The sequence below is a fragment of the Protofrankia sp. CiP1_Cm_nod4 genome (genome assembly GCF_982290645.1).
Genome location: NZ_CEVIVC010000031.1, coordinates 1 through 7,628, shown reverse-complemented (window position 1 = coordinate 7,628; position 7,628 = coordinate 1). Strand labels below are relative to the sequence as shown.

Sequence of the window (7,628 nt, the reverse complement as noted above, 5' to 3'; positions counted from 1 at the left end):
TCGCCGACCTCGCCGACCTCGGCCGCCATGGGCGCGTCCGCCCATGAGCCAGCCCGTCATCGGCTCGTACCGGCTGCCGACACGCGCGAACGCGCACCGGAACGTATGAAACACACACGCATGAAACGCATACGTGTGAAACGTATAGGTGCGGACGACCGGAATCCCGATACCGATATCCTCCCATCCGCCTCGCGGGCGCCGCCACCCACCCCGCCTTTTGCCCGCGCGTACCGCCGCTGGCCGCCGCCTTTCCAAACCGGCGGCCAGCGGCATGAAACACCAGCTCGGACCAGGCGCCCGTGGTTCCGCGACCAGCGGTTGTCCCAACAATCGCCGCGGTTGCAACGACCGTCCGGGACGCTCGAGAAGAAAGCTGCGACCAAGGCCGGTTTTTCTCCCCGACAACGCCCCTCCCGCCGGGACCGCGCTCCTCGGGATCGCGTCGCCACCGTGGCGTCGGCCCGGTGGCACCGACCGCCCCGTGGCGCCGGCCGTTGCCTCCTCCGGAAGCCCACACGGCGGAGACTGTAGGTGGAAACCATCACCGCGGCGACGGTTTCCACCTACAGCTTCCGCGTCCGTAGGTGGAAACCGTTGTTACAGCAGCGTTTTCCACCTACGCATTCCGCTGTTACAGGTTCTCGAAGAGGAGCAGGACAAGATCCGGACTGCCGTCACCGCCCACGAGGAGCTGGATGTTCTGGCCCTTCCCCTCGAAGGTGAGCTTCGTCCTGCCGTCCGAGCCGCCCTGCTGCAGGAACTTGTAACCGGCGGCGGGCAGCGCCTGCCGGTAGAACTGGAGTGCTGCGGCCGGTGTCACGCCTTGTAGCGATATCGTCGCGTGCTGAGGCTTGGACACCGAGACCGTGGGGACAGCGCCCCTGGGGAACGGGAAGCCCGCGGAGACGACCGTTCCCTTCAGGGCCGCCACACCCGCCGTCGCGGTCGTGGCGGCCTGAGGAGCCGCCGTACCCGCCGCCGCGGGAGGCGTGCGCGACGGCAGCGCCAGATCGGTCGGCAGATCGGTCGGCAGATCAACCGACGCGATGCTCCGCACGGCCTCGACCGCTGTCGCCGGCCCACCCGCCACGGAGGACGGCGACGTGGATCCGCCACACGCGCCGAGCAGAAGTGCCAGGCCCGCACCGGCTCCGGCCGTCACGGTGCGAGCGGTACGAAGCCGCGATGTTCCCACGTGGCCCGTCACAGGCGCCAAACGCATTAGATCCCCCACTCTCTGATTCCCCACGCACGGATGCGCCGCCCGTGCATCCCCCACATGTCGGCCCGCGGAACCCGTGGCCCTCGCCTCGGCCGACGCCGCCAAAGCTACGACCTGCCCGACGTGCCGGACACGGTGGGGGGAAGACGGACAGGCCGGGCCGCTGGAGAGACAGCCGGGCATTCCGCCAGGAGAACGAGCAGATCACTTCCGCGGACGGGCGGACGGGCGGACGGCGGGCTTCCGGCCGCGCCTGCCCGAGCAGGCGACACGAGGGGCCGCTTACTCGGGCGGGCGGGCAGGCCTGTCCGTCAGAAGGGCGGGTGATAGAGCCGCTGGCCCAGCGGCGCGAGGGTGAGGAACGGTGCGGCGAGCGTGCAGCCGAGGGCCGCGGCGGCCGCGTCGACGCCGTCCAGCTGGTCGCGCACGGCGTCCCAGGGGGCGTCGCTCATCACGCCGGCCACCGGCAGCGGGCAGGCCGCCAGCACCCAGCCGCGGTCGACCACGACGAAACCGCCGCCCATCCCCTCCAGCGCCCGGGCGGCCGTCATCATGTCGTGGTCGCCGGCCCCGATGATGGCCAGGTCGCCGGGTGCCACACTCGTGGTCATCCCGATCGCCCCCTGGCGCAGGCCGATCCCGCGGATGAACCCGGCCCGTGTCCCGGCGGGGCGGTCCCGATGCACACGGCAGGTGACAAGAGCCACCTTCAGCAGGTCGCGTTCCGGATCCGCCCCGGGGCAGCCAGTAGCGCCGTCGACGGTAGCCGGCCGCACCACGACGCTTTCAACATACGGATAGTCATCCTGCGTGATACGCAGCTCGGCCGCGTTCACGCCCCGACCGGCGGTACCGACGGGCGCCGCCGGTACCGTGAACGACCCGCCGTGCAGCCCGGAGGGCAGTGACAGCCGTTCCCGGGCCCAGGCGGGGACGACGTCGAGGTTGTCGAACAGCGGGCGGCCCCGCTCCGCGGCCAGCCGGCCACCGGAGAGCACGACCTCCGGCGGCCGGGGCCCGGCGATCTCGCTGACGATCTGGATGTCGGCCAGCCGCGCCGGCGTGAGCGACCCGAGCAGGTGGTCCAGGCCGTGGCGGCGGGCCGGGGTGAGGGTTGCCATGCGGACGGCGGTCATCGGGTCCATGCCCGCCCTGGCCGCCCGGCGGACGTCCCGGTCGAGATGGCCGTGCACGACAAGATCGATGAGCGAACGCCCGCCGGAGGCGTCCAGCAGAGCCTCCCAGGCGTCGTCGTCAGCGGTCCGCCCGGCCGGTGGGCTCGCCGGCCCCAGCCCGGACCCCGCCCCCAGCCTCGACGCCGGCCCGGAGCCGGGCAGGGGGCCGGCCCCCGCGAGCCCGCCGGTGGGCTCGGGCCCCACAGGGAGCGTCCCGGCCATGCCGGTGACGTCCAGTGACGTCTCTCCGGCGGATTCGGGTAAGGAAACCGGCTGCCGCGGCACCATCGCCGCCCTCACCGCGGGCATGGGCGGTATGGCCGATGGCACGGACGGTGCTTCCAGCAGCCGCATCGGGGTGCGGGTGGCGGTGGCGAGCTGTCCGCCGCGCGGCCCGTACAGCCCGGTCAACCGGCTGGTGTCCGCCAGCAGGGTGACCGTTCCCCGGGGCACGACGACGCGGGCGAGCTCGCCGGGGGTCAGCAGGGTCTGTTCGACCTGGATGCGCTCGTCGACGTAGGCGGGCAGGAGGTAGCGGCCGGACGCGTCCAGCCCCCGGCGGGCCCCCAACGCCCCGGGCCGCGTCACCGCGGCGATGAACCGTCCGACGATCAGCAGGTCACGGCGCTGGAGCTCACCGGTGTGGACGACGACCAGCGTGCCGCCGTGGACAATCAGGTCCGCCTCCTCCTGGCCGTCCGCGACCCGGCGCAGGCGCTGGAGCTCCGCCGGGCTCGGGGCGAGGCCGGCGGCGCCGTGGACAGCGACAGCTCCGGGCCGTGGCCGGTGGCCGTGTCCGGCCGAGGGCCTTTCCGGCAGACAGGTCACCAGTTCGGGTCCGCGCGCGGACCACCCCTGTTGGCGGTCACGCTCGGTGGTCATGAGCCCTCCGCAGACACCGTTAGGACGAGGATGGGATATGACCCTGCGCTAAGAAGTCAGCCGGCGATGTGACGTACATTACGCCCTGGCACGGCCCTGCCGCTCCGCACCGGGTACACGAACGCGGCACAGCCGCTTACTGTGCCGCCACAGCCGCGGTGGCGCCCGCGAACCAGCGCCTTTTAACGTGGCCGTCACAGATTCGGCGCTGATAGTCACAATGGCGGGCTTCTCAAGAGATCCCGGACATCGCGACGACGCACCCAGGAGACACGTCCGGGCGACGCCGGCCCGGCACTGCCGGATGGGCCCGGCATGACCGGATAGGCCCGGCATGACCGGATTCTCCGTGCGGACGGTGGGCAGCACGGCGTAGCCGCAGCATGCCCGTGGCCGCTAGACTTCGCCACCGTGCTGCTCAGCCCGCACGAACAGGAACGGCTGCTCATCCACGTGGCGGCTGGGCTCGCCCGCGAGCGGCGGGCCCGCGGCCTGCGGCTGAACCATCCGGAGGCGACCGCCGTCATCACCTCGTTCCTGCTCGAGGGCGCCCGGGACGGCCGCACCGTCGCCGACCTGATGTCCGCCGGCCGGGCCGTGCTCACCCGCGAGGACGTCATGGACGGCGTCCCCGAGATGCTCCGCGAGGTCCAGGTCGAGGCGACCTTCCCGGACGGCACCAAGCTGGTCACCGTCCACGAGCCGATCCCGTGAGCCTGGCCGTGCCCACCGGCCCGCGTGGAGCCGGGCTCGCGAGCGGGCCGGGCTCGTGAGCGGGCCGAGCTCGTGAGCGGGCCGGGCCGGTGAGCGCGGCCGCCGGCATCCGGCCGGGCGAGATCTGGCACGACGGCGACCCGGTGGAGATCAACCCGGGACGGCCAGTGCTGACGCTGCGTGTGCGCAACATCGGCGACCGTCCTGTCCAGGTCGGGTCGCACTACCATTTCGCCGCCGCCAACCCCGCCCTTCAGTTCGACCGGGACGCCGCCTGGGGGCACCGGCTGGCCGTCCCGGCCGGCACCGCCGTCCGGTTCGAGCCGGGCGTCGAACGCGAGGTGGACCTCGTCCCGCTGGGCGGCCGGCGGCTGGTCCCCGGCCTGCGCCCCGAATCCGCCGGCCCGCTGGACAGCCCCGCCCCCCAGGATGCGGGCAGCGCACCCGCGGGCCCCGCCGACGGCCCGCCCGCGGCCAGCACGGGCCGCCCGCCCGAGGGCACCGCGGACGGTACGCCAACCGGCCCGGCGGGCGACGCTCCCGGCCCGGCGGGCGACGCTCCCGGCCCGCCAGACGACGCCCCCGGCCCGCCGGGCCGGCGTGGGGCGCGCCCGTGAGCCGCCGCCTCGACCGGGCCCGCTACGCCGACCTGTACGGGCCGACCGTCGGTGACCGCATCCGCCTCGCTGACACCGACCTGTTCATCGAGGTCACCGAGGACCGCAGCCGCGGGCCCGCCGGCGCCGGCACCGGCGACGAGGCGGTGTTCGGCGGCGGCAAGGTGATCCGGGAGTCCATGGGGCAGGCCCGGGCGTCGCGCGCCGAAGGTACCCCGGACCTGGTCATCACCGGCGCGGTCGTCCTCGACCACTGGGGTGTCGTCAAGGCCGACGTCGGCATCCGCGACGGGCGGATCGTCGCGCTCGGCAAGGCCGGCAACCCCGACATCATGGACGGCGTCCACCCCGGCCTGGTCATCGGCCCGGGCACGGAGATCCTCGCCGGCAACGGGAAGATCCTCACCGCGGGGGCGGTGGACTGCCACGTCCACCTGATCTGCCCGCAGCAGGTCCCCGAAGCCCTCGGCGCCGGCATCACCACCCTGATCGGCGGCGGGACCGGCCCGGCCGAGGGCACCAGGGCCACCACCGTCACCCCCGGGCCGTGGAACCTCGCCCGGATGCTGTCCGCGATGGACGCGCTGCCGGTCAACGTCGTCCTGCTCGGCAAGGGCAACACCGTCGGTGAGGATGCCCTGTGGGAGCAGCTGCGCGGCGGCGCCGCCGGCTTCAAGCTGCACGAGGACTGGGGCTCCACCCCGGCGGCGATCGACGCCTGCCTGCGGGTCGCGGACGCCTCCGGGGTGCAGGTCGCGCTGCACTCCGACACCCTCAACGAGGCCGGTTTCGTCGAGGACACCCTGGCCGCGATCGCCGGCCGGGCCATCCACGCCTACCACACCGAGGGTGCCGGCGGCGGGCACGCCCCGGACATCATCACTGTGGCCGCGGCGGCGAACGTCCTGCCGAGCTCGACGAACCCGACCCGCCCGCACACCGTCAACACCCTCGACGAACACCTCGACATGCTCATGGTCTGCCACCATCTGAACCCGACCGTGCCCGAGGACCTGGCCTTCGCCGAGAGCCGCATCCGGCCGTCCACGATCGCCGCCGAGGACGTCCTGCACGACCTCGGCGCCATCTCGATGATCGGCTCGGACTCGCAGGCCATGGGACGCATCGGCGAGGTCGTCCTGCGCACCTGGCAGACCGCGCACGTGATGAAGGTCAGGCGCGGCGCCCTGCCCGGGGACGGGCGCGCCGACAACGCCCGCGCCCGCCGGTACGTCGCCAAGTACACGATCTGCCCGGCCGTCGCGCACGGCCTGGACGCCGAGATCGGCTCGGTGGAGCCGGGCAAGCTCGCCGACCTGGTGCTCTACGACCCGGCGTTCTTCGGCGTCCGGCCGGCCGTCGTCATCAAGGGCGGTTTCGTGGCCTGGGCGGCGATGGGCGACGCGAACGCCTCCATCCCCACCCCACAGCCGGTGCTGCCGCGTCCGATGTGGGGGGCGGCGGCGGGCCCGGCCGCGGCGTCGTCACTGTCGTTCGTCGCCCCCGCCGCCCTCGACGCCGGCCTGCCGGCGCGCCTCGGCCTGGCCAAGCCGATGGCCGCGACCGCCGACGTCCGCCGCCGCGGCAAGGCGGACCTGCCCGAGAACACCGCCACCCCCGACATCCACGTCGACCCGGAAACATTCACCGTCACCATCGACGGCGACACAATAGAACCCGCCCCGGTAGCCGAACTCCCCATGGCCCAGCGCTACTTCCTCTTCTGATTCCTCTCCCGGTTCTGAGCCCTGTTCCGGCTTCGAGCATCAGCTCCGGCCACGCCCATCCCGCCGACGCCCCCGCCGCGCCGCACCGTCCGCGCTGCCTGGAGCTACAGTCGAAGTCAGGCCGTCGCCGCCGCCTGTGCCATCGCTCATGCCACCCAGCAGACGCACGAACCTCGCGGTTTCTTCCTGGTCCTCGACGGTGTCGAGCGCACCCCGCTCGGCGGCGAGCCGGTCGAGCATGTCGCCGAGCGCCCGGTGCCGGCAATCTCGTACCGGTCCGTTCCGGATGCCCATGTTGATCTGAACAGACAGATTCTCGCCCGCCGTCTCGAACGCCGAGACGAGGTCGACATCAAGGGTGTCTGAAACCCTGCGTTTTACCTGCGTCACGCCCAGATACTACCGCTGTCGTACGCTTCTTCGGGTCTGATTTCTGCGGCGGAAGACGCGGCTCGGCGCGGACATGTTGTGCCCCGCAGAACGCACTACGGGAGTCTGGCGGTCACAGTCGTTCGCTGTTGACGACTGTCGGGAGATCGCCGTCGGGAGATCGCTGTTGGGAGGACGCCTGATGGTGGACGCGAGCCGGGCGGCGTTGTTGCTGTTGGCGGACGGGCGGCTGCCGGCGGGTGGTCATGCGCACTCCGGCGGGATCGAGGCCGCGACCGTCGACGGCAGCGTCACCGACCTCGCCGGCCTCAAACGCTTCCTGCGCGGCCGGCTGGCCACGACCGGCCTGGTCTCCGCCGCCTTCGCCGCCGCCGCCTGCCGGCTGACCCGCAGCCCGCATACGGACGGGAACCTCCCGATCACTGTTTCGGGACGGCTATCGGCCGCGCCACCCCAGCCGTTGTCAGACCGGCCGTCGTCAGACCGGCCGTATCCGGAGGAGATCGCTACTTCCGCTTCCTCCGATACCGACGCCGCCGGTGGCGTCACGACGCCGACCAGGGCGATCATCGAACTGGACGTCGAGCTGGACGCGCGGACGCCGTCGCCGGCGCAGCGTTCCGCCAGCCGCGCACAGGGCCGGGCGCTGCTGCGGGCGGGCCGCGCCGCCTGGCCGGGGCTGTCCTGCCCGGTCCCGGCGCCGCACCATCCGGTCGCGTTCGGCCTGGTCGCCGCGCACGCCGGCCTCTCCCCCGCCGACGCCGCGCTGGCCGTCGCCTACGGCACGGTCAGCGGCCCCGCCTCGGCCGCGACCCGCCTGCTCGGCCTGGACCCGCTGGCGGTCACCGCCCTGCTCACCCGCCTCACCCCCGCCATCGACCACACCGCCGCCGAGGCG

General features: G+C 73.1%; 6 protein-coding genes and 1 pseudogene. 4 read left to right on the top strand and 3 right to left on the bottom strand.

Annotation, left to right across the window (positions count from 1 at the left end; translation table 11 throughout):
* Positions 1-634 precede the first annotated feature (634 nt).
* Together AC5LSR_RS08435 and AC5LSR_RS08430 are read right to left on the bottom strand one after the other, a co-directional pair.
* Positions 635-1,060, bottom strand: a complete 426-nt coding sequence (locus AC5LSR_RS08435; RefSeq protein WP_250285996.1) for a hypothetical protein — start codon at positions 1,058-1,060, stop codon at positions 635-637.
* Positions 1,061-1,536: 476 nt separating this feature from the next.
* The gene (locus tag AC5LSR_RS08430) at positions 1,537-3,282 is read right to left on the bottom strand and encodes an adenine deaminase C-terminal domain-containing protein (RefSeq protein WP_445548286.1); all 1,746 of its coding nucleotides are present in this window, start codon (positions 3,280-3,282) and stop codon (positions 1,537-1,539) included.
* Positions 3,283-3,693: 411 nt separating this feature from the next.
* On the opposite strand from AC5LSR_RS08430, the gene AC5LSR_RS08425 reads away from it, so the two are divergent.
* From AC5LSR_RS08425 to AC5LSR_RS08415, 3 genes and pseudogenes are all read left to right on the top strand, one after another.
* Positions 3,694-3,996 carry an urease subunit gamma gene (locus tag AC5LSR_RS08425; RefSeq protein WP_250285998.1) on the top strand — a complete coding sequence of 101 codons (303 nt, stop codon included), beginning with the start codon at positions 3,694-3,696 and terminating at the stop codon, positions 3,994-3,996.
* Positions 3,997-4,103: 107 nt separating this feature from the next.
* Positions 4,104-4,418 (top strand): annotated as a pseudogene (locus AC5LSR_RS08420) (urease subunit beta); the annotation flags it as partial.
* Positions 4,419-4,609: 191 nt separating this feature from the next.
* Complete coding sequence (locus AC5LSR_RS08415; RefSeq protein ID WP_250287199.1) at positions 4,610-6,340, top strand: urease subunit alpha; 1,731 nt, start codon at positions 4,610-4,612, stop codon at positions 6,338-6,340.
* Positions 6,341-6,379: 39 nt separating this feature from the next.
* On the opposite strand, the gene AC5LSR_RS08410 is transcribed toward AC5LSR_RS08415, so the two are convergent.
* Positions 6,380-6,730 carry a hypothetical protein gene (locus tag AC5LSR_RS08410; RefSeq protein WP_250287196.1) on the bottom strand — a complete coding sequence of 117 codons (351 nt, stop codon included), beginning with the start codon at positions 6,728-6,730 and terminating at the stop codon, positions 6,380-6,382.
* A 181-nt stretch (positions 6,731-6,911) separates the two neighbouring features.
* Here AC5LSR_RS08410 and AC5LSR_RS08405 point away from each other — a divergent pair.
* The coding region (locus AC5LSR_RS08405; RefSeq protein WP_493468322.1) for an urease accessory protein UreF at positions 6,912-7,628 on the top strand (717 nt) is incomplete at its 3' end.